This window comes from Streptomyces sp. NBC_01537 (assembly GCF_045040445.1).
Lineage (GTDB): Bacteria > Actinomycetota > Actinomycetes > Streptomycetales > Streptomycetaceae > Actinacidiphila.
In genome coordinates, this window is sequence record NZ_CP109392.1 from 7,318,138 (window position 1) to 7,342,165 (window position 24,028).

The following is a 24,028-nucleotide window of genomic DNA, read 5'->3' on the forward strand; positions in this document are numbered from 1 at the left end:
ACGCGGCCCCAGGCCCTAGCGGAGGGCGCGGGCGATGAGGAGGTTGGGGTCCTTGGCCGTGAAGTAGGCGGCGCTCGGGACGTAGACGGTGGTGCCGCGTACCGCGACGGAGGTGGGGTTGGACAGGCCGTTCTTGGTGGTGAGGACGGTGGTGCGGGCGCCGCGGGGGGTGAGGCGGACGACCTGGCTGGTGGGGTTGATGGCGGCGAGCACCGTGCCGGAGCGGCCGGTGAAGGCGAAGTCGTCGATGCCGCGCAGGCCGGAGGCCTTCACCTGGGGGCGGCCGGCGGAGCCGTCGCGCCGCAGGGGGATGCGCAGGAGCGTGCCCTTGTCGGTGTTGGTCACCCATACGGCGGAGCCGCGCAGCTTGACCCCGTTGACGCCGAACCCGAAGGCGCCCGGACCGGTGTTCGGCGCGAGGGCGCGGTCGTGCGACCAGGCGGTGACGCGGCCGTTGGCGGTGTTCACCCGCCAGACCGTGCCGGACTTGGAGTCGGCGACGTACAGTCGGCCGCTCCTCTGGTCGAGGGCCGCGCCGTTGGGGAAGCCGGCCGGCGGCAGGGCCGCGACGCGGCGCAGGGAGCCGCCCCGGTTCAGCCGCCAGACCCCGGTGAGGGCGGTGGTCCCGGCGTTGTAGACGACGTACAGGGTGCCGTTGCGGGCCCGGGCTATGCCGGTCGGGCCGCCGCCGGCCGCGGGCTTGGGCAGGGTCGCCAGGATCCTGACGCGGCCACGGGTGGTCACACGGGCGACCTGGTGGGCGCCGGCGAAGGTCAGGTCGGCGGAGCCGTCCGGCTCCAGCGCGATGTTCTCCGGCTGCTGGCCGGCGGCCAGGTTGAAGTGCGCGACGATGCGGGCACTGACGGCCGACGGTGCCGGGCCCGGGGCCTGCGCGGACACCAGCAGAGCTGCCGAGACCGCGGTGGCACCGGCCACGGCGATGTGGCGGCGATGGCTACGGGGGTGCTGCCGGGACATGGTTCCTCCGTTTTCGCAGGTGACGGAACCATCCTTTTCGCGGAGCCCCGCCCGCTGCGCGCTGCGTGCCGCCACCCGAGTGGTTGCGTGGCAGACGACAGCCCGGCCGGTCCGAGGTGCGGTCCGGCCGGGCGGGGGGTGGCTGCGGGGCGGGTCAGGTCTTCTTGCGGAAGCGGGCCACGGCCAGGGGGGCGGAGATGGCGGTGATGCCGACGGCCCAGGCGAGGGTCATCCAGACGGAGTGGGCGACGGGGCCGCCGTTGATGAGGGCGCGGCTGGCGTCGGCGAGGTTGGAGAGGGGGTTGGCCTTGGTGAAGGACTGGAGCCAGCCGGGCATGGTGGTGGGCTTGGCGAAGATGGAGCTGCCGAACTGCAGGGGGAGTACGACGATCATGGAGAGTGCCTGTACGGATTGAGGGGTCTTCGCGGTCAGGCCGAGCAGGATGAAGATCCACATCAGCGAGGCGCCGAAGGCGGTGGACAGGGCGACCGCCGCGAGCAGTCCGAAGACGCTGGTGCTGACGTGCAGGCCGAGGATGAAGCCCACGGCCAGGAGGATGGCGGTGGCGATCAGCGCGCGGCCGATCTCGACGACGATCTTGGCGATCAGGACCGAGGAGCGGGCTATCGGCATGGTTCGGAAGCGGTCCATGACACCGGTCTGGAAGTCGGAGTTGACGCCGGTGCCGACGGCCATGGCGATGTTCATGCCCATCATGGCCATCAGGCCGGGGACCATGTAGTTGACGTAAGCCGTGGTGTTGCCTTCGAGGGCGCCGCCGAAGACGTACACGAACAGCAGGGTGAAGACGATCGGCATCAGCAGGACGTCGAACATCGACTCCGGGTCCTGCTTGATCTGGAGCATGTTGCGTCGGGCGAGGGCGCCGATGTGCCGGAGGTTCGCCCGCAGGCCGATGCGGCCTTCGTCGAGTGCCATCGAGGGGGCGGGGGCGGGGGTGATCACTGCCGCGCTCATGCCACGAGCTCCTTGTCTTCCACAGATGCGTCGGATGCGTCTTCGGCGGGGGCGCCTTCGAGGGTGGCCTTCTGGCCGGTGATGGCCAGGAACACCTCGTCCAGACTGGGCAGATGGGTGCCGATGCCGGCGATGGCGAAGCCGCGTGCGCCCAACAGGCCGACCACGTCAGTCAGTTGCTCGTCGCTGGCGATGGGGACGTTCAGTACGCCGTTCTCGTGGTCCGGCGTCGAGCCGGTCAGGACCGCCGCCATGGCGGGGAGTGCGGCCGGGTCCACGGGACGGATCTGCAGGGTGCGGCCGCCGACCTTGGCCTTGAGCTCGTCGACGCGGCCGGCGGCGATGACCCGGCCGCGGTCGAAGATGGTGAGCTCGTCCGCGAGCTGCTCGGCCTCTTCCATGTACTGGGTCGTGAGCAGCACGGTCGTCCCGTCGGCGACCATCCGCTGGACCTCCTTCCACACCTCGTTGCGGGTGCGGGGGTCCAGGCCGGTGGTGGGCTCGTCCAGATAGAGGACGGCCGGCTGGCCGATCATGCTGGCGGCCAGGTCGAGGCGGCGGCGCATACCGCCGGAGTAGCCCTGGGCGGGGCGCTTGGCGGCCTCGGTGAGGGAGAAGCGCTCCAGCAGCTCGTCGGCGCGGCGCCGGGACTCGGCGCGGGAGAGGTCGAGCAGCCGCCCGATCATGTACAGGTTCTCCCGGCCGGACAGCTTCTCGTCCACCGAGGCGTACTGCCCGGTCAGCCCGATCACCCGGCGCAGCTGGCGGGGCTGGCGCAGGACGTCGTACCCGGCGACCGTGGCCGAGCCGGCGTCCGGCTGGACGAGGGTGGAAAGGACCCGTACGAGCGTGGTCTTGCCGGCACCGTTGGGGCCGAGCACGCCCAGCACGGTGCCTTGCCGTACATCGAGGTCGACGCCGTCCAGAGCCCTGGTCTCGCCGTAGTGCTTGACCAGCCCCCGCACGGTGACGGCCATTCCGTCAGTGTCTGTGAGTCGCGTCGTCTTCATGGCTCTACATTGACGGGGCTCACCGACACGGCGGCGACATGACGCCGACACGGGCGGACAGCGGGCTGTCAGCGGATGTCGGCGTCCTGGCCTGGTGTTTCGGCAGGGGGACTACGTGTTCACCGACACCAGCTGCTTGCCCTGCGAGGTGATGACGTACACGCTGGCGATGTTGTCCATGTCCAGCGATGCTCCGCCCTCGACCTTCAGCGGGTCGGGCTGGCCGGCGACGCCGTAACCGGCCTTGGGGACGGACCAGTTGGAGATGGTCTGCTGGGAGCCGTCCTTGCTGACCACCACGGCGCGGCAGGTGAGCGGGCCCTTGACGCCGGAGAGGGTGACCGCGAGGTCGGTGCCCCACTTCTTCTCGGTCATGTCGACCGTGGCCTTGACGCCGCTGGTGGAGTCGGTGGCGGTGTGGGTCTCGTCGACCGCGACCACCGGTGAGTGGGAGCCGTTGTCGGCGGCCAGGTAGGCGGCGGTGGGCCCGCCGACGACCAGGACGGCCGCCGCCACCAGCGAGAGCCAGCGGCGGCGGCGCTGGACGCCGCGCTCCACGGTGACCCGGTCGACGAGCTTGCGCAGCAGCGCGTCTCCGCTGGGCGGCATCGGCGAGCCGGCCCCGGCAGGGCCGAGCTCGGCGAGGATGGGAACGAGGCCGGAGAGCTCGTCGAGCTGCTCGCCGCATTCCTGGCAGACGGCGAGATGATGCTCGAAGCGCGCCATCTCGATGTCGTCGAGTACGCCGAGCACATACGCGCCGACGTCCATGTGGGACTCGGGGTCGAGAGGCGCCCCTGGCCCGGAACCGTAGACCGTCATGCGGTGGTCACACCCCTCTCCTCCAATGCGTTCCTCAGCGAGCGGAGTGCGTAGAACACCCGCGATCGGACGGTGCCCGGCGGGACGCCGAGTTCGGCGGCCGCCTCATTGACGGTACGTCCCTTGAAATATGTCTCGATCAAGACCTGGCGATGAGCCTCGGTGAGGTCGTCCAGGGCGTCGGATATCGTCATCAGCCGCAGCGAGCGGTCGAGCTCGTCCTCTGCGGGGAGCTGGTCTAGTGCGGCTGGGGACGCCTCCGGGGGTCTGGCCTGGCGGCTTCGGTGACCGTCGATGACGATCCGCCTCGCGACTGTCACCAGCCAGGGTCGTAGGGAGCGAGCGGCCGGGTCCAGGCGGGAAGCGCTTTTCCAGGCCCGAAGCAACGTTTCTTGAACAACGTCTTCGGCGAGGTAGCGGTCTCCACCGACCAGCCGCATCACGTAAGCGAAGAGCGCGCCCGCATGGGCTTTGTACAGCTCCCGCATCAAATCTTCTTCCGGGGCTCTCCCGGCGCGGTGATCGGCCACGCCCCGATCCTGCCTTACGTGAGGCTGTCGGTCGAGTCCCATCAAGGTTGCCCCGATCATCAGTATCCTGACGGGTTGGTCGTGTCGGTCGAGGTGCTTCCGGAGCCGCTGGCGGCGGCCACTCCGGCCTTCAGACCTTCGGGAGTTGAGACGAACCAGACCTGCCCGACCTTCTGGCCGTTGGTCTGGCCGGGCTGCTCGTCGCCGGCGTAGTGGTACAGCGGCCAGCCGTTGAGGGTGAGCTGCTGAGTGCCGTCGGGACGGGTGAGGGAGCCGACGAGATTTCCGTCGACGCCGGTGATCTGTGTGTCCGACACCGGGGTCGCGGGCGGCCACTCGGTCGCGCACGAGTCGGTGCAGTTGGACGTCGGCGGGATGTTCTTGTCGTTGTCGGATCGGTAGAGTGCCCAGCCGCTGCCGTCGGTGACGATGCTGCCCAGCGTGGCGGCCGTCGCCGCCTTCAGGCCCGCCCCCGGTGACGCGGCCACCGCCCCCGACTGTGCGGGGAGGATCGCGGCCGACGTACCGGTGTTGGCGCTGGTGTTCGCGGATGTGCCACAGGCGGTCGCGGCGGCCAGCATCGTGGCGGCGAAGGCGCCCGCCACGACTGGTCGTCGCAAACTTGCACGTGTCATGCCAAGTCCCCCTGCTTGAGCTTTTCTTCGGCTATCCGCGTGGAGCGGTGGACACCTACCAATACGTAGGAGGTGTGGCTGCGGCTCAACATCAACGAAAAAAACTTCGGTGCCCGGCAATCCGCGGATCGCCGGGCACCGAATAGCACCGAAGAAGCAGTAGTACGTGCAGGTAGGGGGCCGTTGGGACGGGTTGGGACCGCCCGAGGGCAGCCCGGGGTCAGTGGAAGCTGTGCTCCTCGGCCGGGTAGGCGGCGCCGACCACGTCCTCCGCGAAGGCCTTCGCCGCCCCGCCCAGCACCTCGCGCAGCTGTGCGTACTGCTTGACGAAGCGCGGCATGCGGCCGCCCGTCATCCCGGCCATGTCCGTCCAGACCAGGACCTGGGCGTCGCAGCCCACGCCCGCGCCGATGCCGACGGTCGGGATGTGCAGGCTGCGGGTGACCTCGGCGGCCAGCTCGGCCGGGACCAGCTCCAGGACGACCGCGAACGCGCCCGCGCTCTGGATCGCCTTGGCATCACGCATCAGCTGGTGCGCCGCCTCGTCGCCGCGCCCCTGCACCGGGTAGCCGCCGTAGGCGTTGACCGACTGCGGGGTGAGGCCGATGTGCGCCATCACCGGGATGCCGGCCTGGACGAGCAGCTCGATCTGGTGGGCGGAGCGCTCGCCGCCCTCCAGCTTCACGGCCTGTACGCCGGCCTCCTTGACCAGGCGGGTGGCGTTGCGCAGCGCCTGCGTCGGCCCCTCCTGGAAGGACCCGAACGGCAGGTCGCCGACGACCATGGCGCGGCTGGTGCCGCGCACGACGGCCGCCGACAGCATCGTCATCTCGTCCATGGTGACCGGGACGGTGCTGTCGTAGCCGAGGTGACAGTTGCCCATCGAGTCCCCGACCAGCAGGACCGGGATGCCCGCCTCGTCGAAGACCGACGCCGTCATGGCGTCGTAGGCGGTGAGCATGGGCCACTTCTCGCCGCGCTCCTTGGCGGCGGCGATGTCGCGGACGGTGACACGGCGGTTGCTCTTGCCCCCGTACAGCGCCTTGCTGCTGTCGGCGGGCTGGGCACCGGACTGAGCGGCGGGCTGGGCGGGCTTTTGGGCAGCCGAAACGGCGTGCGTCATTGCAACGGCTCCTTCGTCATCTCGAGGCGCCCTGACGGCGTCCCCGGACCACCACCCATGCTGGCACGCTCCGGGTCGGCCGCAAAGAGGGGCGGGGTGTGACGCGGGACGGCCCGAGTTTGCCCAGGTTTTACGATACGAGACGGTGCCGTATCGTAAATAATCCTTACCCTGAACTTATGTCTTCCGTAGCCGTACCGCCGACGGTCCACAGCCGCCGCTGGGCCATCCTGACTGTGCTGCTCTTCAGCCTGCTGGTCGTGGTCCTGGACAACTCGATCCTCAATGTGGCGATGAAGACCATCGCCCAGCCCGCCCCCACCGGACTGGGAGCCACCCAGAGCCAGCTGGAATGGGCGATCAACTCCTACACCCTGGTCTTCGCGGGCCTGCTGTTCACCGCCGGCCTGCTCGGCGACCGGCTCGGCCGCAAGAAGGCGCTGCTCTTCGGCATGCTCGTCTTCGGCGTGGGCTCGGCGCTCTCCGCGGTCTCGGACTCCTCCGGGCAGCTCATCGCCTTCCGTGCCCTGATGGGCTTCGGCGGCGCGTTCATCATGCCCGCGACGCTGGCGATCATCATGAACGTCTTCGAGCGCGACGAGCAGCCCAAGGCGATCGGCATCTGGGCCGGCGTCGTCGGCCTGGCCATCGCGATCGGGCCGATCACCGGCGGGCTGCTGCTCCAGCACTTCTGGTGGGGCTCGGTGTTCCTGGTCAACGTGCCGATCGTGGTGGCCGGCCTGATCGCCATGGTCCTGATCGTCCCCGACTCCAAGGATCCCAGCCCCGGCCGCCTGGACCCGGTCGGTGTGCTGCTGTCCATCGTCGGCCTTGTGCTGCTGGTCTTCGGCGTCATCAAGGGCGGCCAGCTCGGCGACTTCACCAAGCCCGAGGTGTGGGCGACCGTCATCGGCGGGCTCGTCGTGCTGGCGGCCTTCGTGCTGTACGAGAAGCGCAGCGACCACCCGGCGCTGGATGTCACCTACTTCCGCGACCGGCGGTTCTCCGCCTCCGTGGCCGCGATAGGCCTGGTGTTCTTCGCGCTGATGGGCGTGACCTTCTTCGTGGTCTTCTACACCCAGAGCGTGCGCGGCTACAGCGCCCTGCAGTCCGGTCTGCTGCTGCTCCCGCTCGCCGCCGCCCAGATGATCTTCGCGCCGCGCGCCCGGCTGGCCGTGGACCGGTTCGGCCCGCGCGCCGTCTGCGCCGGCGGGCTGTTCGTGACGGCCGCCTCGTTCTTCGGCTTCCTGCTGCTGGACGCGGACAGCCCGATCTGGGTGCTCGAAGTGATCTTCGCCCTCATGGGCATCGCGATGGCGCACATCATGCCTCCCGCCACCGTGATGATCATGTCCTCGCTGCCGCGCGAGAAGGCCGGTTCCGGCTCGGCCGTCAACAACACCTTCCGGCAGGTCGGCGGCGCCATCGGCGTCGCGGTGCTCGGCTCGACGATGTCCGCCGTCTACCGTGACGGCATCAACAGCCACCTGAACATCCTGCCCGCCTCCGCCCGGCACGCCGCCGGTGAGTCCATCGAGGCCACCCTCGCCGTCGCCGGCAAGCTGGGCCCGGCCGGGAAGTCCCTCGTCGGCCCGGCCAACGACGCCTTCATCCACGCGATGCACATCACGGCCGTCTGCTCCGCCTCGGTCGCCCTGATCGGCGGCCTGATCTGCCTGTTCTTCCTGCCCGCCAAGGACGCGGCCGCGCCGGCGCCCGGCGCCGCCGGTGACCGGGAGCCGGTGGCGGTGGACGGATGACCTCTGCCGAGCCCGATACGGATCCGGGCACCGCGAGGCGCGGACGGCCGCGCAGCATCGCCGTCGACACCGCCGTCATCGAGACCGTGCTGCACCTGCTGGAGGAGGGCGCGACCATCGGCGACCTCTCCATCGAGCGGATCGCGCGCAGCGCGGGTGTCGGCAAGGCCGCCGTCTACCGGCGGTGGTCCGGCAAGGACGAGCTGATGCTCGACGTCCTGCGGTCGATCGACGAGGAGCCGCCACCGCTGGCGGGCGAGTCGGTCCGTGACGACCTGGTGGCTCTGGTCGACTCCATCCGGCGGCGCGGCCTCGCGAAGCGCAACTCCGCCGTGCTGCGTGAGGTCCTGGTGGGCGTGCACAGCCGGTCCGAGATCTGGGAGCACTACTACCGCACCGTGATCGAGGCCCGTCGCGAGCAGATGTTCAACGTGCTGCGACGGGGCATCGCCAGCGGTGAACTCCGGGACGACATCGACCTGGACCTGCTCAGCGACCTCTTCGCCGGGCCGATGCTCGCCCGCTCGATGCTGCGGATGGCGGCCAGTCTGGACGAGGGTCTGTCCGAGCGGATAGTGGACGCGGTGCTGGAAGGCGTACGCAAAAGTACGTAATCGTTGTGTCACGAAGGAGCGGTGTGGCGGGCGTGCCGGGAACCCGTCGCACCGCCCGTCCCGTCCTCTCTGTGTCGATCCCATAAGGTCGACACTGCACTTGGCAAGACAGTGAGGACTCCCCCCATGACGCAGGCGTACAGCTCGGACGTGACCACCGACGGCGGCCAAGGGGCTCGCGGTACGGGGGACGCGTCCCGGCCCGGGAAGGGCGGGCGGTACGGCGGGCGGTTCTCCTGGCGCAGAGAGGGCATGTGGCGGCGCGGCATCATCACCGCCGTCTGCGCGCTGCTGCTGACGCTGCTGCTGGTCATGCACTCCAGCGTGCCCAACCGCATCGGCAACCTGGGCAGCCTTCTGGAGACCTTCCTGCCCTGGGCGGGCCTCGCGATCCCGGTGCTGCTGCTCATCGGCCTGCTGCGCCGGTCGGCGACGGCTCTCATCGCGGTGCTGCTGCCGATCGTGGTCTGGCTGAATCTCTTCGGCGGCCTGGTCAGCGACAAGTCGGCGGGTGGCGGCAATCTGACAGTCCTCACGCACAACGTCAACGCCCAGAACCCCGACCCGGCCACGACCGCGAAGGACGTCATCGCCGCCGGCGCCGATGTCGTCGCGTTGGAGGAACTGGCTGAGAATCAGGTCTCCACGTACGAGACCCAGCTCAAGAGCGCCTACCCGTACCACTCCGTCAAGGGCACCGTCGGGCTCTGGAGCAAGTACCCGATCAGCGGAGTCAGGGCCGTCGACATCCGTCTCGGCTGGACGCGGGCCATGCGCGCCGCGGTCGCCACGCCGAGCGGCACCATCGCGGTCTACGTGGCCCATCTGCCGTCCGTACGCGTCAACTTCAGCCTCGGCTTCACCGCGAACGGGCGGGACCGCAGCGCCGACGCGCTCGGCGAGGCCATCGCGAAGGAGAAGCTGACCGGCGTCATCCTGCTCGGCGACCTCAACGGCACCATGAACGACCGGTCCCTGGCCTCCATCACCTCCCAGATGCGCAGCACCCAGGGCGTGGCGGGCGACGGCTTCGGCTTCAGCTGGCCGGCCGACTTCCCGATGGCGCGGATCGACCAGATCATGGTCAAGGGCATCGAGCCGAAGTCGTCGTGGGTGCTACCGGCGACGAACAGCGATCACCGGCCGGTGGCGGCGCGCGTCGAGGTGGCGTAGGCGAGCTCGTAGCAAGCCTGCAACCTGCTGTTTTCCGTGCGGGAAGATTTGTCTGCGAGACTTTGTTCCGTACTTGAACATATCCTCGCTCCGCCATGCACCACTGGAAGGTCTCTCATGCCCCTGGCTCTGCTCGCACTCGCGATCTCAGCCTTCGGAATCGGCACGACGGAGTTCGTGATGATGGGCCTGCTGCCCAACGTCGCGGACGATCTCCACACCTCGATCCCCACCGCCGGCTACCTCGTCTCCGCGTACGCGCTCGGCGTCGTCATAGGCGCCCCGCTGCTCGCCGCCCTCACGACGCGTATGCCGCGCAAGGCCGTGCTGATCTCCCTCATGGGGCTCTTCACCGTCGGCAACGTCCTCTCCGCCCTCGCCCCCGGCTACGGCTGGCTCTTCGCCGGCCGGGTGCTCGCCGGTATGCCGCACGGCGCCTTCTTCGGTGTCGGCGCGGTCGTCGCCGCCGGCATGGTCGACCCGGCGCGCCGGGCCCGCGCCGTCTCGCTGGTCTTCACCGGGCTCACCATCGCCAACATCGTCGGCGTCCCCGCCGCCACTCTCATGGGCCAGCACCTCGGCTGGCGCGCCACGTTCCTCGCCGTCGGCGTCATCGGGCTCGCCGCCATGGGCAGCATCGCGCTACTCGTCCCCAGGCTCCCGGTCGCGCACGACGCCGGACTGCGCCGAGAACTGTCCGCCTTCCGCAGCGGCCAGGTCTGGCTGTCGCTGGCCACCACGGTCTCCGGCTTCGCCGCCGTCTTCGCGGTCTACAGCTACATCACCCCGCTGCTCACCGACGTCGCAGGGTTCGGCGACAGCAGCGTCACCTTCGTCCTCGCCCTCTTCGGCGTCGGCGCCACCATCGGCAACCTGGTCGGCGGCCGGCTCGCCGACCGCGCGCTGCGGCCGACGCTCATCGGCGGCCTCGGCGCGATGGCGGTCGTGCTCGCCCTGTTCACGGTCACCGCGCACGCCCAGTGGAGTGCGGCCCTGACCGTCGTACTGCTGGGCATCGCCTCCTTCGCCGCCGGCTCCCCGATGATGATCATGGTCATGGAGAAGGCCAAGCACGCCCCCAGCCTCGCCTCCTCCGCCAACCAGGCCGCCTTCAACCTGGCCAACGCCGGCGGCGCCTGGATCGGCGGCCTCGTCATCGCCCACGGCTTCGGCTACACCGCCCCCGCCGCGGTCGCCTCCGGCCTGGCTCTGTCCGGCCTGGCCATCGCCATCACCGCCGCGCTCCTGGAACGGCGTACGCACGAGGCCTCCCGGGTCGTCGCGGGCGGCGCGGTCGCGCGGGTTGCGGTGGCCGAGCGGGTCTAGTGGCGGCCGGTTCCGTCCTCAATCGCCGGACGGGCTGAAATCAGCCCGTCCGGCGCTTTGCGGTCACGGCCCTAGACGACTCTGCACCCCGCCGCGAATGCCACAAACCCCGCCCACGCCCCCGGCCCGAACGCGAGCTGCGGCCCGGCCTCGTTCTTGGAGTCCCGCACGTGGACGGTGCCGGGGGCGACGGCGACCTCGACGCAGTCGCCACCCTCATCGTTGCTGTAGCTCGACTTGAACCACGCCAGCTCGGTGCTCATTGTTCCTCCGCCAGCTTTCTGATGAACCGCGCCGATTCCTCCGGCCCGAGAGCCTGCCGGGCGAGCATGTCATGGCGCCGCATAATGGTGCTGACCTTGTCCGGATCGTCGTACAGCACACCCGTCACCTGCCCTTCCTCGTAGGCCAGACGCTCGTGCTCCGGGGTCTCCAACAGCACGAACGACCCCCGCAGCCCTGCGTGAAAGCCCCGTGTGGTGAGCATGGCCTGTACGGTCACATTACGTAGCTCGCCTACCCTCACCAGGTGCTCCAACTGCCGCCGGTAAGCGCCCTCGCCGCCGAACTGACGGCGCAGCGCAGCCTCCTCGATCACAAAGCTGAACGACTTGGTCGGCTCCCGCAGCAGCGCCTGCCGCTCCAGCCGGGCAGCAACCCGCTCCCCAATCGTCTCCTCGCCGAGCGGCGGCAAGTGGGTGGCCAGCAACTCCCGCGCGTAATCCTCGGTCTGGAGCAGCCCCGGGATGTACGACGCCTCGTACGCAGACCGCGCGATCGCCTCGGCCTCGTCCCGTACGAAGCTCATCGAGTACGACGGAAACGGCTCCGGCTTCAAGAACTCCTGCGCCGCCAGCAGCTTCCCGTGCGCCCCGCACATCCCGTCCGCCACCTCCAGCAGCCGCAATGTCGGCCGCCGTCGGCCCAGCTCCATCGACTTCACGGTGTCGTACCCGTAGCTGGCCTCCTTGGCCAGTTGCTCCCGGGTCACGCCCGCGCCCTCGCGCCACAACTTGACCTGATTGCCGCAGTACCGCCACGCCACGGGCGGCTGGGACACCTCACCGGTCGCGGTCAATGGACGCACCCCCGCTGTCGTTTACCCGCCGCGTACAGCGACTCTCCGTACCCGCGCCGCTACTCCCGAGGCTACGTGCCGACCAGCACCTTTTGAGTCATGAATGCCGCAATCCCCACCCACGAGTGGCACTTCCAGTACCCCCGCCACCCCCGCAGTGTCGGCCGCGCCCGCTCCGCCCTCCTGGCCGAGGTCCACGCCTGGCGCGTCCCCGACGACATCACCGAGACCGCCGTCCTGCTCCTCAGCGAGCTCATGACCAACGCCTGCCAACACGCCCGCACCCCACCCGGCCGCGACATCGCCGCCCGTGCCCTCCTCCGCGACCACACCCTCCGCGTCGAGGTCTCCGACGCAGGCAACTCCCTCCCCAGCCCCCGCCGGACACCTGCCTCCCCGGACGACGAGCGCGGCCGGGGCCTCGCCCTCGTCACCGCGCTCGCCGACGCCTGGGACAGCCACCCGCGAGCGCATGGCATCGGCAAAACGGTGTGGTTCGAGCTGAAACTACGGCCCACGCCCACGCCCGCCCCCGCACCAGCGTGAGCAGACGGCCCGGGAGCGGGTGTGTGGTGAGAAACCGCGTGACGAAGGCCTCGCCCAGGCAGGAGAAGTCACGCTTCTCGCCACAAGCCTTGAGTACTACTGAAGGCCGGTGACGCGTCGGTTCATGACGGCCGCCCGCCGAACTGCCAGTTGTGAACCTCGATGTCGGCGTACCGGTCCGGGGTGAGGACGGCGCGGGCCGTGTCCGGGTCCGGCGCCCGGACCAGCACCGCCGTACCCAGCCAGGTGGCGCCGTCGTCAGACAGCAGTGGCCCGTACGCGATCAACTCGTCCTGGTCGGGCGGCACGGCGAGGTCGGCGGCCTGCCCCGTGCCGAGGCCGAGCACCAGGTACCGGTTGCCACCGGTCCGGCCACCGGGGAAATCCCACATGGTGCGCCCCAACGTGTTTCGCCACCGGCGCAGCAGCACGTCGCGGTACACGCCTGCTTGGTAGCCGGGCTCGCCGAAGGCGAACGCGCGGGCGGCGGCGGGATCTGGCAGGTCGACGATGTGCATGCTGCCGGTGGGCGTGTCGCCGTCGCTGGTGAGGGTCGGGCCGCGGGCGATCATCTCCGTCGCGTACCGGTCCATGTAGGACCAGTGCTCTTCCAGCAGCTCTTTACGCAGCGCCACAGAGCAGGGCCGATCGCGGTGGTAGCAGAAGAACTCCATGCCCACAGTTTTCATCACCATGCGTAACTCTCTGGCTGTTCCGGTGAGTCCTGACGGCAGGCGCGGCAGCTCTGGGCCCCGGTCATGGCCCGGGGCTCAGGAGGGAGGGGGGATTGCTCTCGCTTTACCCAGGCTTGATCAGAAAGTCCTTGGCGCTCAGGTTAGCCAAACCTAAGCTCTCTCTCGCTGTCTTGGAGAGGAGAGTCCCTGGTGTGGGACAACACGCTGCCCAGCTTTCTGATCGGCCTGCGGGAGGGTCTGGAGGCGGGGCTCATCGTCTCGGTGCTCGTCGCGACGCTCGTACGGTCCGGCCAGAAGTCGCGGCTGCCGCACGTGTGGACCGGGGTCCTCGCGGCTATCGCCGTGTCGATGAGCTTCGGGGCGATCCTCACCTTCACGGCCGCCAATCTGTCGGGCCAGGCGCAGGAGGGCTTCGGCGGCGTGCTGAGCGTCGTCGCGGTCGGCTTCGTCACGGCGATGGTGTTCTGGATGCGGCGGTCGGCCCGCGGTTTCTCGGGTGAGATCAAGGCAAAGGTCACCGCGGCCCTGGCCGTGGGCTCCGGCGTGCTCGTCGTCACCTCCTTCCTCGCCGTCGGCCGGGAAGGGCTGGAGACCGCGCTGTTCCTGTGGACCACGGCCCAGGCGGCCGGTTCCTCCGCCGGGCCCCTCGCCGGGGCCGCCGCCGGACTGGTGCTGGCCGCCGCGCTGTGCTGGGGGCTCTACCGCCGGGTGCTGCACATCAACCTGACGCGCTTCTTCACCGTCACCGGCGCCGTGCTGATCGTCATCGCCGCCGGCGTCCTCGGCTACGGCATGCGCGATCTCCAGGAGTCCTCGCTGCTGCCCGGCGGCACCGCGTACGCCGTCGACCTGAGCGCCCACATCGACGCCGGCTCCTGGTACGCCACCCTGCTCCAGGGCACGCTCAACCTCACCCCGCGCATGACCTGGCTGCAGGTGGTGGCGTACGCCGGATATCTGGCCGTCGTCATGACGCTGTTCCTGCGCGGCGTGCGCACGCCGCAGGAAGCCCAGGCCCCCGCCCCCAACCCGGCCGCCAAGTCGCGTCGCGTCCCGCGCTGGACCGTCCCGGTGGCCGTGGTCGCCGTACCCGCGCTCATCGCCGTCGTCGTCGTGGCCGTCAGCGAGGGCAAGCCCGCCTCGGACACCCCGGTCATCGCGGTGTCGGCCGCCGACTGCGGCAAGGGCTTCACCGCGCCCGAGCCCGGCCGCCGGTCCTTCGAGGTCCGCAACACCGGCAGCAGCACCTCCGAGGTCTATCTCATCGACCCGGCGACGAATGCCGTCTACGGCGAGGTCGAGGGCATCGCCCCCGGCACCGCCCGCACCCTGGTCGCCACCATCGGCACCGGCAGCTACGCCTGGCGCTGCGTCCCCAACAGTGGCAAGGCCGTCACCTCCGCCGCCGTCCGGGTCAGCGGCGGCACGTCCTCCACCGCCGTCCTCCCGGTCTCGGAAAAGGATCTGGCCGAGCCGCTCACCGCGTACAAGGCCTACGTCAACAAGGGCCTGGCGACCCTGGTCGCCGACACCAAGGCGCTCCAGCACGACATCGACGCCAAGAACCTCGCCCGGGCCCGCAAGGACTGGCTGACCGCCCACCTCCAGTACGCCACCCTCGGCGCGGCCTACGGCACCTTCGCCGACTTCGACGCGGAGATCAACGGCCGTACGGCGGGCCTCGCGGGCGGGGCGAAGGACCCGAAGTTCACCGGCTTCCACCGGATCGAGTACGGCCTGTGGCACGGCGAGTCGGCCGCGTTCCTCGCCGAGCCCGCCTCCGCGCTCACCGGTTACGTCGAAGGGCTCCAAAAGGCCTTCCCCACGCAGGACTTCGACCCGGGCGACCTGCCGCTGCGGGCCCACGAGATCCTGGAGAACACCCTGGTCCGCGAACTCACCGGCGAGGCCGACTACGGCAGCGGCACCGGCCTGGCCACCACCGACGCCAACCTCCGGGGCACCCAGGAGATCCTGACCGTCCTCCGGCCCCTCCTCGTCGCCCGTGCCCCCGAGCTCCCGGCCACCGTCGAGAACTGGATGAGCCGCACCGAGAAGCTGGTGCTGGCGCAGCGTACGAAGGCAGGCACCTGGACGCCGGTCGGCGACCTCGCCCCGGCCGTACGCCAGAAGATCAACGGCACCGTCGGCGAACTGCTCGAACAGCTCGCCCCGATCCCGGACCTGCTCGAAGTCCGCAAGGCCGCTTAGGGCCTGTCGTGTGGATCTTCGTGGCGTCGCGTGCCCTGGCACCAGCGCTCGCCGCGTTGTCGTCGGTCGACAACGTCCCCCAGCTAGACGCTGGGAGGTGCCCCCACCGCGTTGCCTCCCTCCTCCGCCTTGCGATCACAGGCACCAGACCCCGCTCCTTCACCACGGATATCCACAAGACAGGCCCTGACCCATGAACGACAGGCATGAGATGAACACCCCGATGACCTGCCCCGTCTCCGGCCGCCGCGGATTCGTCAAGACCGCCCTCGTCGGAGCGGGCCTGGCCGCCGCCGGACTGACCACGGACCGCGCCGAGGCCGCCGACGCCACCGACTCGGGCGGGGTCGTGGACTTCCACGGCACGTACCAGGCCGGGATCACGACACCCACCCCGACCGCCGCCGCCTTCGTCTCCTTCGACGTCATCGCCGACAACCGGGACGAACTCGCCGACCTGCTCAGGACCATCACCGCCCGCGCCCGCTTCCTCACCGCCGGCGGCACCCCCGCCGACCTGGGCGTCGGCGCACCGCCCTCCGACAGCGGCATCCTCGGCCCCACCGTCCCCGCCGACGACCTCACCGTCACCGTCGGCGTCGGCTCCTCGCTCTTCGACGACCGCTACGGCCTGGCCGCCCTCAAACCGCGCCGCCTCACCCCGATGCGTACGTTCCCCAACGACGACCTCGACGCGGCCGAGTGCCACGGCGACCTCTCCCTCCAGCTCTGCGCCGGGCACTCCGACACCGTCGTCCACGCGTTGCGCGACATCGCCCGCCACACCCGTGGCGGCATGCAGATCAAGTGGAAGATCGACGGCCACCAGAACCCGTCCCGCCCCACCGGCGCCCAGCGCAACTACCTCGGCTTCAAGGACGGCATCGCCAACCCCGACGTCTCGTCCTCCCGCGAGATGGACAAGCTCGTCTGGGTCACCGACTCGGCCGGCGAGCCGACCTGGGCGACCGGCGGCAGCTACCAGGTGATCCGCATCATCCGCATGCTCACCGAGTTCTGGGACCGCGTCTCCCTCAGCGAGCAGGAACTCATGATCGGCCGCCGCCGCGACACCGGCGCCCCCCTCGACGGCGCCGCCGAGACCGACATCCCCCGCTACGCCAAGGACCCCAAGGGCCAGGCGATCCCCCTCGACGCCCACATCCGCCTCGCCAACCCCCGCACCGCCAAGACCGACGCGGCCCGCATCCTCCGCCGCGGCTACAACTACGACCGCGGCATCGACTCCGTCGGCAACCTCGACATGGGCCTCGTCTTCTGCTGCTACCAGCAGGACGTCCTCCGGCAGTTCGAGGCCACCCAGACCCGCCTCATCGACGAACCCCTCGTCGACTACATCACCCCCACCGGCGGCGGCTACTTCTTCGCCCTCCCCGGCGTCCGGGACCGCACGGACTGGCTGGGCCGGCGGCTGCTCAGCGCGTGACGCTTCCGGGTCTCACCCCCGCTGGTGGTGCGCGAGCAGTTGGGTGAGCAGGCGGGTCAAGGTCTGCCTGTCCTCAGCCGAAAGCGGTTCGAGTAGGTCGTCCTGCACCCTGTCGAGCGCTCGGTCCATGCGTCGCAGTTGCCGATCACCCGCGGTGGTGAGGGTCACCCTGTTGCGCCTTCGGTCATCCGGGTCCGGCGTCCGCTCGACGAAGCGCTGCTCGGCCAGTTCGTTGATCGCCGCCACGACGTCGCTGCGGTCCATGCTGCACCGGCGGCCGAGCTCGGCCTGGCTGGCCACTCCGAACTCGTCCAGCGCGGCCAGGATCCGGTAGTGGTATCCGCGCGCGCCCACCTCGCCGAAGCCGTCGGACGCCAGCCGGTGGGCGTGCACTGCCACCTGGGTGAGCAGCCAACTCGGCTTCGCGGTCAGGTGTGCGGGGGTCTCTTCCACGACAGCCACCATACATCGTTGGCGCGGCCAATGAATCTCTGTATAGTTGGTAACGCCAATGTTGGACACGCCAACGAAAAGAGATGTCATGTCCACGAATTCTCTGATCGCCGACCGCATCGAGATCGCCGACCTGTTCAGCCGCTTCGCGCGACTGCTCGACGAGAAGCGGTGGGAGGATGCGGACACCGTCTTCACCGACGATGTGACGGTGCACTCGCCGCGCAGTGGCGAAATCCACGGCATCGACAAGGTCGTCGGCTTTATGCGACAGTCCGAGGTCGAGGGGGAGCACGCCCAGCACGTGACCGCTGACCTGCTGGTGGACGTCGACGGGGACCAGGCGGCCGCCTCGGCGAACTCGCTCGTGTACTTCTACCGCGACGGCCGGGCACCCCACCTGAGAAGCGGCCTGCGACTGGCCTGCACCGCGGTCCGGACGCCGGAGGGCTGGCGACTCCGCGAGTCGCGGACCATGGTCGCGTGGATGCAGGAGAACTGACGGAGATCACCCGCGGGGCGTGGCCGCCGCGGCCGGGACCACCCCGGCCGGGCGGAACACCTGTCGGCAACCTCGGTTACCCCGCGGCCGGTTGCGGCTCCGCCACGACCGCCGGCTGCGGCTCCAGCCGCGAATGGTGCCGGCTGTAGAGCACGTAGATCACGAGGGCAAGGGCGAGCCAGCAGGCGAACATGATGTACGTCGGCAGCGGCAGCCCGTACAGGAGGTAGGCGCAGAAGGCGACCGACAGGACGGGGACGACGGGGTAGCCGGGGACCTTGAAGCCGCGGTCGAGGTCGGGGGCTTTGCGGCGGAGGATGATGACGCCGACGGAGACGACGGTGAAGGCGACCAGGGTGCCCATGCTGGTGAGGTCGGCCAGGACGTCGAGGGGGACGACGGCGGCCAGCCCGGCGACGAAGACGCCGACGATGACCGTGCCCAGTACGGGTGTGCCGGTGCGCGGGGAGAGCCGTTTGAAGGCGGACGGGAGCATGCCGTCGCGGCCCATGGAATAGAGGATGCGGGTCTGCCCGTAGAGGACGACGAGGGTCACGCTGACGATGGACAGGACCGCGCCCGCCGACAGCAGGACGCCGGGCCAGCTCGCGCCGGTGAGGTCGGCCAGGATCTCGGAGAGTCCCGCCTCCTGTCCGGCGAAGGCCGTCCACGGCTGGGCGCCGACGCCCACCAGCGCGACCAGGACGTACACCGTGGTGACCACCAGCAGCGCGCAGATGATGGCCAGCGGCAGGGTGCGGCGTGGGTTGCGGACCTCCTCGCCGGCGGTGGAGACCGCGTCGAGGCCGATGAAGGAGAAGAAGACGGTGGAGGCGGCGGCGCCGACGCCCGCCATGCCCATCGGGGCGAAGGGGTGCAGGTTGGCGCTGTGGAAGCCGGCCACGCCCAGCACCACGAACAGCGCCAGGACGCCGAGCTTGAGCAGCACCATCACGGTGTTGACCGCCGCCGACTCCTTGGCCCCGCGCACCAGCAGGAAGCAGCACATCAGCACCAGCACCGCGCCCGGCAGGTTGAGGTAGCCGCCGTCGCCCGGCGGCGCCGAGATCGCGGCAGGCATCTGGACGCCGAACAGCCGCTGGGTGAGGTCGTTGAGGTACTGCCCCCAGCTGACCGCGATGGCGGCGCCGGAGACGGCGTACTCCAGCAGCAGGCACCAGCCCACCGCGTAGGCGGCGAACTCGCCAAGGGTGGCGTACGCGTACGAGTAGGAGGAGCCGGACACCGGTACGGCGGAGGCGAGTTCGGCGTAGCACAGCGCGGTGAGCGCGGCGGTGATCGCGCCGATGACGAAGGACAGGATCACTGCGGGACCGGCCTCCGGCACGGCCGCGTTGAGGGCGAAGAAGATGCCGGTGCCGATGGTGGCGCCGATGCCGATCATCGTGAGCTGGAATGGGCCGACGGTGCGGCGCAGCCCGCCGCCGTGGTCGGCGGTCCCGGCGTCGTCGGCGAAGGCCTGCAGGGGTTTGCGGCGCAGGAGTTGGTGGCGCAGCGTTACGTCAGCTCGCATGGCGGCCTCGATTCGGAGGGCGGGGAGGGGGACGGTGCCGTACGTGCGGGTACGTGCGTGGGGCGCGACGTTTCAGACCACGTCGCGGCGCATCAGGTCCTCGTAGGTCTCGCGGCGGACCACCGGGCGGGAGCGGCCGTCCCGGCAGAAGACCACCGGCGGCCTGCGGGCGCCGTTGTAGTTGTTGGAGAGGGAGTAGGTGTACGCGCCCGTGACGGGCACCGCGATCAGGTCGCCGGGGCGCGGGTCGCGCAGCGGTACGCCCGCGCTGAGGGTGTCGCCGGACTCGCAGTGCCGGCCGACCAGCCGGCACGGCTCGCCGCCGCCGAACCGGGTGGCCACGGTGGCCTCGAACCGCTGCCCGTACAGGGAGACTTCGAGGTTGTCGCCCATGCCGCCGTCCACGGCGACGAAGGTCTCCTCGCCGCCGCGTTTGACGGTCACGACGCGGTAGAGGGAGACGCCGCTGTCCGCCACCATCGACCGGCCCGGCTCGACGATGATCCGGGCGGCGGCAGGCAGCGAGGCCTCGGCGGCGGCGGTCAGGACGTCCAGGTACTCCTCGACGCTCGGCGGTCGGTCGTCGTACGTGTAGCGGGAGCCGAGGCCGCCGCCGAGGTCGTACACCGCGAAGTCGCCCAGCTCGGCGACCGCCTCCACGGCCTGCACGAAGGGCTTGGTGTCCAGGATCTGCGAGCCGATGTGCACATGCAGCCCGTCCAGGCGCAGCCGGTCGCTGCCGCGCAGCCGGGCGATCGCCTCACGCGCCTGGGGCAGCAGCAGCCCGAACTTCGAGCCGCGCTGGCCGGTGGAGATCGCCTCGTGGGTGTCGGGGCGGACATCGGGGGTGACCCGGACCAGCACGGCCTGCTCGCGGCCGGGAGCGGTGGCGAGGATGCGTTCCAGGCGGTCGATGTCGTCGAAGTTGTCGATGACGACCAGGCCCGCCCCCGCTTCGACGGCCGCACCGAGGTACGCGTCCGTCTTGGCGTTGCCGTGCACGATCAGCCGGTCCGGGTCCGTGCCCCCGGCCAGTGCCAGGGCCAGTTCGCCGCCGCTGGCCACGTCGATGCTCAGGCCCTCCTCGGCCAGCAGCCGGTAGACGGCGGTGCAGGGGAAGGCCTTGGACGCGAACGCCACCGTGCCGCCGGTGCGCCGGGCGGTCAGCCCGTCGGCGTAGCGGCGGGCCCGGGCGCGCAGCGCGCCCTCGTCGACCAGGAGGGCGGGAGTGCCGTACCGCTCGGCCAGTTCGTCCGCGCGGCAGCCGCCGATGCGCAGGGTGCCGTCCGGGGCGAGGTCGGAGCCGGGCGGGAAGAGCCCCATCAGGTCGTCGTACGAGGGGCTGTGCGAGGGGTTGGTGGCGGCCACAGTCGTTCTCCCCGTCCTCTTCGGTTCGGCGTTCGCACCATGCTGAGGGTTGCCGGCACCTCCCGTCGTTGGCGCAATCGCCTAAGGTCGGACCGTGGAGCTGACGGATTCGCCAAACCTGGACGGCACCAGCGAGGAGCTGTTCGCCGTGGCCAACGCCGTCGCGGCCGTCATCGGCGGCTCGGTCGCGATCGAGGACCTGGACCACCGCGTGCTGGCCTACTCCTCGATTCCCGGCCAGCGCATCGACGACCTGCGCCGTCGCGGCATCCTGGAGCGGCGCGTCCCCGACCAGCCCGAGCAGCTACGCCAGTACCGCGAGGTGCTTGCCGCGCCCGGGGCCGTACGGCTGCCCGTCCTCGCCGCCGACGAGCTGCCGCGCGTCGCCGCCGCGATCCGGGCGGGCGATCTGCCGCTGGGCACGATCTGGGCGATCGAGGGCCCGGCCGCGCCGGACGCGGCGGGGGAGCGGGCACTGCTGGACGGCGCACGGCTGGCCGCCCTGCACATGCTGCGCCGCCGCAGCGCGGCCGAGCTGGACCTGCGGGCCCGGGAGGACGCGCTGCGCGCGGCGCTGGCCGGCACCGGCACAGCCAGCGAGATCCGCTTCCACCTGGGGCTGCCGGACCGCCCCCGGCTCACTCTGCTCGGGTTCTCACCGGCCGCCGACGGCCACCCGCAGGCGGCCGGACCCGCCGTTGTCCGGCTCGGCGCGGCGGCCGCCCGGCACTGGGCTGCGGTCCACGAGGAGGCGGCCGTGGCCACGGCCGGGCGCACCGTCTACGTCCTGCTGCCGCGGTCCGGCCCCGACGCGGCCCGCCGGCTCGCCGAACAGGCCGTCGCCGCACTCGGCCGTACGCTCCAGGCGCCGCTGCGCGCCGCCGTCAGCCGCCCGGCCGACACCCCCGACGCGCTGCCCGAGCTGCGCGCCGAGGTCGACGACATCCTCCGCGTCACGACCACGGCCCCGGACGCCCCGGCCGTCGCCGCGCTCACCGACACCCACGCCCGCGTCCTGCTGCTCCACCTCGCCGACGAACTGGCCCGCCGCCCCCGGCTCCACCACCCCGGCATCCAGGCCATGCTCGACCACGACCGCACCCACGGCACGGCCTACGCCCCCTCCGTCACCGCCTGGCTCGACGCCGTCGGCAACATCGCCGAAGCCGCGCAGCGGCTCACCGTCCACCCCAACACCGTCAAGTACCGCCTCCGCCGCGCCCGCGACCTCTTCGGCATCGACCTGGACCACCCAGACGACCGTCTCTCCTGCTGGCTCCAGCTCCGCCTCGTCCGCGACGGTGGCGGGCCGTCCGCCTGAGGCGGAACGCGCGGGGCGGAGAGATCCCCCACCCCGCCCCTTCCCGAAACCAAGGGGCAAGCCCCCTGGACCCCGAACGCCCCTCCGGGGCGCGTCCTCAAACGCCGGACGGGCTGGAAGGCCACAGCGGAGCGCAGCGTCACGCGTGCTCGCGCCAGCGGTTGGTGATCGGCAGCCGCCGGTCCTTGCCGAAGCCCTTCGCGGAGATCTTCGTGCCCGGCGGGTACTGCCGCCGCTTGTACTCGGCGGTGTCCACCATCCGCAGGGTGCGGGCGACCAGCTCCGCGTCGAAGCCGGCGGCGACGATCGACTCACGCCCCTGGTCGCGGTCGACGTAGAGCTCGAGGACGGCGTCGAGGACGTCGTAATCCGGCAGGGAGTCCGTGTCGACCTGCCCGGGCCGCAGTTCCGCGCTCGGGGGCTTGACGATGGAGTTCTCGGGGATCGGCGGGGTCTGGCCGCGCTCCTCGGCGGAGGCGTTGCGCCACTTGGCGAGCCGGAAGATGAGGGTCTTGTAGACGTCCTTGATGGGGCCGTAGGCGCCGACCGAGTCGCCGTAGAGGGTGGAGTAGCCGACGGCCAGCTCGCTCTTGTTGCCGGGCGCCAGGACGATGTGGCCCTCCTGGTTGGAGATGGCCATGAGCGTCGTGCCGCGCAGCCGGGACTGGAGGTTCTCCTCCGCGAGCCCGGTGAGCTGCAGCGATGCCATGTACGCGTCGAACATGGGCCCGATCGGCACCGTGCGGAAGTTGAGCCCGGTGCGCCGGGCGAGCTCGGCGGCGTCGCCCATGGAGTGGTCGGAGGAGTACCGGGAGGGCATCGACACGCCGTAGACGTTCTCCGCGCCGATCGCGTCGCAGGCGATCGCGGCGACCAGCGCCGAATCGATTCCGCCGGAGAGGCCGATGAGCACCGACCGGAAGCCGTTCTTGACGACATACGCCCGAAGGCCCACCACCAGCGCGGTGTAGACCTCCTCGTCGTCGGTCAGCCTGGGAGCCTGCTCGCCCCGCACCTCGACCTCGTACGCGGGCAGCGGCTCGGCGGACAGGACGACGTGCTGGATCTCCAGGCCGTCGTCCACGACGCCGCTCGGGGGCTCCTCGGCGGCCGCCGGGAGGTCGAGGTCGATGCAGACGCAGCCTTCCTCGAACTGGGGAGCGCGGGCGATGACCTCTCCGTCCTCGGCCACGACGATGGAGTCGCCGTCGAAGACGAGCTCGTCCTGGCCGCCGATCATGGCGAGGTAGGCGAGGGTGCAGCCGGCCTCCTGGGCGCGCTTGCGGACCAGGTCGAGGCGGGCGTCGTCCTTGGCGACCTCGTAGGGGGAGGCGTTGATGGACAGCAGCAGCCCGGCGCCGGCGCTGCGCGTGGCGGGGACGCGGCCGCCGTCCTGCCAGAGGTCCTCGCAGATGGCGAGGGCGACATCGACGCCCCGCACGCGCACCACGGGGAGGGTGTCGCCGGGGACGAAGTAGCGGAACTCGTCGAAGACGCCGTAGTTCGGCAGGTGGTGCTTGGCGAAGCGCAGCACGACGCGCCCGCCGTGCAGCACGGCCGCCGCGTTCTGGGGGGCGCCGGCGGGCCGGCCGAAGCGCGGCCGGTCCTTCGCGCTGCGGTCGAGGTAGCCGACGACGACCGGGAGGTCGGCGAAGCCCTCGTCCGCGAGCCGGGCCGCGAGCGCGTCCAGGGCGGCGCGGCTGGCCTCGACGAAGGAGGAGCGCAGCGCGAGGTCCTCGACGGGATACCCGGTGAGCGCCATCTCGGGGAAGGCCACCAGGTGGGCTCCCTGCTCGGCGGCGTGCCGGGTCCAGCGGACGATCGACTCGGCGTTCCCGGCGATGTCGCCGACGGTGGCATCGATCTGATTCAGGGCGAGGCGAAGTTGAGGCACGACGCCCAGTGTAATCGTCAGTTGGACGC

At 70.7% G+C, this 24,028-nt stretch carries 23 protein-coding genes; 9 read left to right on the forward strand and 14 right to left on the reverse strand.

Annotated features, from left to right (window positions below):
* Window positions 1-15: 15 nt before the first annotated feature.
* From OG607_RS33675 to panB, 7 genes are all read right to left on the reverse strand, one after another.
* Window positions 16-978, reverse strand: a complete 963-nt coding sequence (locus OG607_RS33675) for a hypothetical protein (protein WP_405731422.1) — start codon at window positions 976-978, stop codon at window positions 16-18.
* 154 nt (window positions 979-1,132) lie between these two features.
* Window positions 1,133-1,957: an ABC transporter permease gene (locus OG607_RS33680; protein ID WP_405731424.1), complete on the reverse strand. Its 825-nt coding sequence runs from the start codon at window positions 1,955-1,957 to the stop codon at window positions 1,133-1,135.
* The gene (locus OG607_RS33685; protein ID WP_405731426.1) at window positions 1,954-2,967 is read right to left on the reverse strand and encodes an ATP-binding cassette domain-containing protein; all 1,014 of its coding nucleotides are present in this window, start codon (window positions 2,965-2,967) and stop codon (window positions 1,954-1,956) included. The genes OG607_RS33680 and OG607_RS33685 overlap by 4 nt, the downstream gene beginning before the upstream one ends.
* A 111-nt stretch (window positions 2,968-3,078) precedes the next feature.
* A complete protein-coding gene (locus OG607_RS33690) occupies window positions 3,079-3,789 on the reverse strand; it encodes an anti-sigma factor family protein (protein ID WP_405731428.1) in 711 nt (236 codons plus the stop codon).
* The gene (locus OG607_RS33695; protein WP_329322285.1) at window positions 3,786-4,361 is read right to left on the reverse strand and encodes a sigma-70 family RNA polymerase sigma factor; all 576 of its coding nucleotides are present in this window, start codon (window positions 4,359-4,361) and stop codon (window positions 3,786-3,788) included. The genes OG607_RS33690 and OG607_RS33695 overlap by 4 nt, the downstream gene beginning before the upstream one ends.
* 17 nt (window positions 4,362-4,378) lie before the next feature.
* Window positions 4,379-4,954: a hypothetical protein gene (locus OG607_RS33700; protein WP_405731430.1), complete on the reverse strand. Its 576-nt coding sequence runs from the start codon at window positions 4,952-4,954 to the stop codon at window positions 4,379-4,381.
* A gap of 220 nt (window positions 4,955-5,174) precedes the next feature.
* Window positions 5,175-6,077: a 3-methyl-2-oxobutanoate hydroxymethyltransferase gene (panB, locus tag OG607_RS33705; RefSeq protein WP_405731432.1), complete on the reverse strand. Its 903-nt coding sequence runs from the start codon at window positions 6,075-6,077 to the stop codon at window positions 5,175-5,177.
* 179 nt (window positions 6,078-6,256) lie between these two features.
* Here panB and OG607_RS33710 point away from each other — a divergent pair, with 179 nt between their 5' ends.
* From OG607_RS33710 to OG607_RS33725, 4 genes are all read left to right on the forward strand, one after another.
* On the forward strand, window positions 6,257-7,837 hold the full coding sequence (locus tag OG607_RS33710) for an MFS transporter (protein WP_405731434.1): 1,581 nt from the start codon (window positions 6,257-6,259) through the stop codon (window positions 7,835-7,837).
* Window positions 7,834-8,451, forward strand: a complete 618-nt coding sequence (locus tag OG607_RS33715; protein WP_405731436.1) for a TetR/AcrR family transcriptional regulator — start codon at window positions 7,834-7,836, stop codon at window positions 8,449-8,451. The genes OG607_RS33710 and OG607_RS33715 overlap by 4 nt, the downstream gene beginning before the upstream one ends.
* Before the next feature lie 252 nt (window positions 8,452-8,703).
* Window positions 8,704-9,624, forward strand: coding sequence for an endonuclease/exonuclease/phosphatase family protein (locus tag OG607_RS33720; RefSeq protein ID WP_405737220.1), 921 nt, complete (start codon window positions 8,704-8,706; stop codon window positions 9,622-9,624).
* Window positions 9,625-9,741: 117 nt separating this feature from the next.
* A complete protein-coding gene (locus tag OG607_RS33725; RefSeq protein WP_405731438.1) occupies window positions 9,742-10,950 on the forward strand; it encodes an MFS transporter in 1,209 nt (402 codons plus the stop codon).
* Between the two features lie 71 nt (window positions 10,951-11,021).
* On the opposite strand, the gene OG607_RS33730 is transcribed toward OG607_RS33725, so the two are convergent.
* Both OG607_RS33730 and OG607_RS33735 read right to left on the reverse strand, forming a co-directional pair.
* Window positions 11,022-11,213: a DUF397 domain-containing protein gene (locus tag OG607_RS33730; protein ID WP_405731440.1), complete on the reverse strand. Its 192-nt coding sequence runs from the start codon at window positions 11,211-11,213 to the stop codon at window positions 11,022-11,024.
* Window positions 11,210-12,028 (reverse strand): Scr1 family TA system antitoxin-like transcriptional regulator, encoded by an 819-nt coding sequence (locus tag OG607_RS33735; RefSeq protein ID WP_405731442.1) that lies wholly within the window; start codon window positions 12,026-12,028, stop codon window positions 11,210-11,212. The genes OG607_RS33730 and OG607_RS33735 overlap by 4 nt, the downstream gene beginning before the upstream one ends.
* A gap of 99 nt (window positions 12,029-12,127) precedes the next feature.
* Here OG607_RS33735 and OG607_RS33740 point away from each other — a divergent pair, with 99 nt between their 5' ends.
* Window positions 12,128-12,574 (forward strand): ATP-binding protein, encoded by a 447-nt coding sequence (locus tag OG607_RS33740; RefSeq protein ID WP_405731444.1) that lies wholly within the window; start codon window positions 12,128-12,130, stop codon window positions 12,572-12,574.
* 122 nt (window positions 12,575-12,696) lie between these two features.
* On the opposite strand, the gene OG607_RS33745 is transcribed toward OG607_RS33740, so the two are convergent.
* Complete coding sequence (locus OG607_RS33745; protein ID WP_405737223.1) at window positions 12,697-13,248, reverse strand: YciI family protein; 552 nt, start codon at window positions 13,246-13,248, stop codon at window positions 12,697-12,699.
* A gap of 210 nt (window positions 13,249-13,458) precedes the next feature.
* On the opposite strand from OG607_RS33745, the gene efeU reads away from it, so the two are divergent.
* On the forward strand, window positions 13,459-15,480 hold the full coding sequence (gene efeU / locus OG607_RS33750; RefSeq protein ID WP_405731446.1) for an iron uptake transporter permease EfeU: 2,022 nt from the start codon (window positions 13,459-13,461) through the stop codon (window positions 15,478-15,480).
* A gap of 193 nt (window positions 15,481-15,673) precedes the next feature.
* Window positions 15,674-16,927, forward strand: coding sequence for an iron uptake transporter deferrochelatase/peroxidase subunit (gene efeB / locus OG607_RS33755; protein ID WP_405731448.1), 1,254 nt, complete (start codon window positions 15,674-15,676; stop codon window positions 16,925-16,927).
* 12 nt (window positions 16,928-16,939) lie between these two features.
* Here efeB and OG607_RS33760 read toward each other — a convergent pair whose 3' ends face one another.
* Complete coding sequence (locus OG607_RS33760; RefSeq protein ID WP_405731451.1) at window positions 16,940-17,380, reverse strand: MarR family winged helix-turn-helix transcriptional regulator; 441 nt, start codon at window positions 17,378-17,380, stop codon at window positions 16,940-16,942.
* An 88-nt stretch (window positions 17,381-17,468) separates the two neighbouring features.
* Between OG607_RS33760 and OG607_RS33765 the strand changes: the two genes are divergently transcribed.
* Complete coding sequence (locus OG607_RS33765; protein ID WP_405731454.1) at window positions 17,469-17,882, forward strand: nuclear transport factor 2 family protein; 414 nt, start codon at window positions 17,469-17,471, stop codon at window positions 17,880-17,882.
* Window positions 17,883-17,958: 76 nt separating this feature from the next.
* On the opposite strand, the gene OG607_RS33770 is transcribed toward OG607_RS33765, so the two are convergent.
* The gene (locus tag OG607_RS33770; protein ID WP_405731457.1) at window positions 17,959-19,416 is read right to left on the reverse strand and encodes an APC family permease; all 1,458 of its coding nucleotides are present in this window, start codon (window positions 19,414-19,416) and stop codon (window positions 17,959-17,961) included.
* Between the two features lie 72 nt (window positions 19,417-19,488).
* Window positions 19,489-20,784 carry a diaminopimelate decarboxylase gene (gene lysA / locus OG607_RS33775; RefSeq protein WP_405731460.1) on the reverse strand — a complete coding sequence of 432 codons (1,296 nt, stop codon included), beginning with the start codon at window positions 20,782-20,784 and terminating at the stop codon, window positions 19,489-19,491.
* 94 nt (window positions 20,785-20,878) lie between these two features.
* Between lysA and OG607_RS33780 the strand changes: the two genes are divergently transcribed.
* Entirely contained in the window at window positions 20,879-22,105 is a 1,227-nt protein-coding gene (locus OG607_RS33780) for a PucR family transcriptional regulator (protein WP_405731463.1), read from the forward strand.
* A gap of 139 nt (window positions 22,106-22,244) precedes the next feature.
* Here the strand turns inward: OG607_RS33780 and OG607_RS33785 are convergent, their stop codons facing one another.
* Window positions 22,245-23,999, reverse strand: a complete 1,755-nt coding sequence (locus OG607_RS33785) for an NAD+ synthase (RefSeq protein ID WP_405731466.1) — start codon at window positions 23,997-23,999, stop codon at window positions 22,245-22,247.
* Window positions 24,000-24,028 lie beyond the last annotated feature (29 nt).

Excerpts from the sequence above, each read along its gene's own strand:
- OG607_RS33745 (WP_405737223.1), bottom strand. The coding sequence starts at position 13,248 with ATGGAGTTCTTCTGCTACCACCGCGATCGGCCCTGCTCTGTGGCGCTG.
- OG607_RS33740 (WP_405731444.1), top strand. The coding sequence starts at position 12,128 with ATGAATGCCGCAATCCCCACCCACGAGTGGCACTTCCAGTACCCCCGC.
- OG607_RS33685 (WP_405731426.1), bottom strand. The coding sequence starts at position 2,967 with ATGAAGACGACGCGACTCACAGACACTGACGGAATGGCCGTCACCGTG.
- OG607_RS33720 (WP_405737220.1), top strand. The coding sequence starts at position 8,704 with ATGTGGCGGCGCGGCATCATCACCGCCGTCTGCGCGCTGCTGCTGACG.
- OG607_RS33695 (WP_329322285.1), bottom strand. The coding sequence starts at position 4,361 with ATGGGACTCGACCGACAGCCTCACGTAAGGCAGGATCGGGGCGTGGCC.
- OG607_RS33710 (WP_405731434.1), top strand. The coding sequence starts at position 6,257 with ATGTCTTCCGTAGCCGTACCGCCGACGGTCCACAGCCGCCGCTGGGCC.
- OG607_RS33690 (WP_405731428.1), bottom strand. The coding sequence starts at position 3,789 with ATGACGGTCTACGGTTCCGGGCCAGGGGCGCCTCTCGACCCCGAGTCC.
- efeB (WP_405731448.1), top strand. The coding sequence starts at position 15,674 with ATGAACGACAGGCATGAGATGAACACCCCGATGACCTGCCCCGTCTCC.
- OG607_RS33675 (WP_405731422.1), bottom strand. The coding sequence starts at position 978 with ATGTCCCGGCAGCACCCCCGTAGCCATCGCCGCCACATCGCCGTGGCC.
- panB (WP_405731432.1), bottom strand. The coding sequence starts at position 6,077 with ATGACGCACGCCGTTTCGGCTGCCCAAAAGCCCGCCCAGCCCGCCGCT.
- OG607_RS33725 (WP_405731438.1), top strand. The coding sequence starts at position 9,742 with ATGCCCCTGGCTCTGCTCGCACTCGCGATCTCAGCCTTCGGAATCGGC.
- OG607_RS33730 (WP_405731440.1), bottom strand. The coding sequence starts at position 11,213 with ATGAGCACCGAGCTGGCGTGGTTCAAGTCGAGCTACAGCAACGATGAG.
- OG607_RS33680 (WP_405731424.1), bottom strand. The coding sequence starts at position 1,957 with ATGAGCGCGGCAGTGATCACCCCCGCCCCCGCCCCCTCGATGGCACTC.
- OG607_RS33700 (WP_405731430.1), bottom strand. The coding sequence starts at position 4,954 with ATGACACGTGCAAGTTTGCGACGACCAGTCGTGGCGGGCGCCTTCGCC.
- OG607_RS33715 (WP_405731436.1), top strand. The coding sequence starts at position 7,834 with ATGACCTCTGCCGAGCCCGATACGGATCCGGGCACCGCGAGGCGCGGA.
- OG607_RS33770 (WP_405731457.1), bottom strand. The coding sequence starts at position 19,416 with ATGCGAGCTGACGTAACGCTGCGCCACCAACTCCTGCGCCGCAAACCC.
- OG607_RS33765 (WP_405731454.1), top strand. The coding sequence starts at position 17,469 with ATGTCCACGAATTCTCTGATCGCCGACCGCATCGAGATCGCCGACCTG.